General features: G+C 43.7%; 1 pseudogene. It reads right to left on the reverse strand.

The features are described 5' to 3' along the window. Positions 1 to 348, reverse strand: a pseudogene (locus tag CCAL9328_RS10815) (phage late control D family protein); the annotation flags it as partial.

Raw genomic sequence — 348 nt, forward strand, 5'->3', positions numbered from 1 at the left:
CGTTTAGGTTGTGCGACACTGACTTTACGCTAAATTCTACATTTTCAAGTCCGGCTACACCGGTTATTTTTAGTTTTCCGCCGGCTCTTAGCTCGCGCCCGGCACAAGTTAGATTTCCGTTTATACCGCCCCTTTGTAGCTCATTTAGCTTGGCTTCGCCCTTTTTAAAAGCTTCGTTGTCTGATTTTGGTTCAGGGATTGTGAGTTTATATGTTTGCTCTCCATTTCCTATCTTTACTTGTTTATCCTTGCCGTCTTTTGAGTCGTGCCACTGAACTATAACGGCAGAGTAGCTATTTCTATTTGCCTCCGTGATCGATAGGCTTTCACACTCGGTTAGTGCTATTT

Source organism: Campylobacter sp. RM9328 (assembly GCF_012978615.1).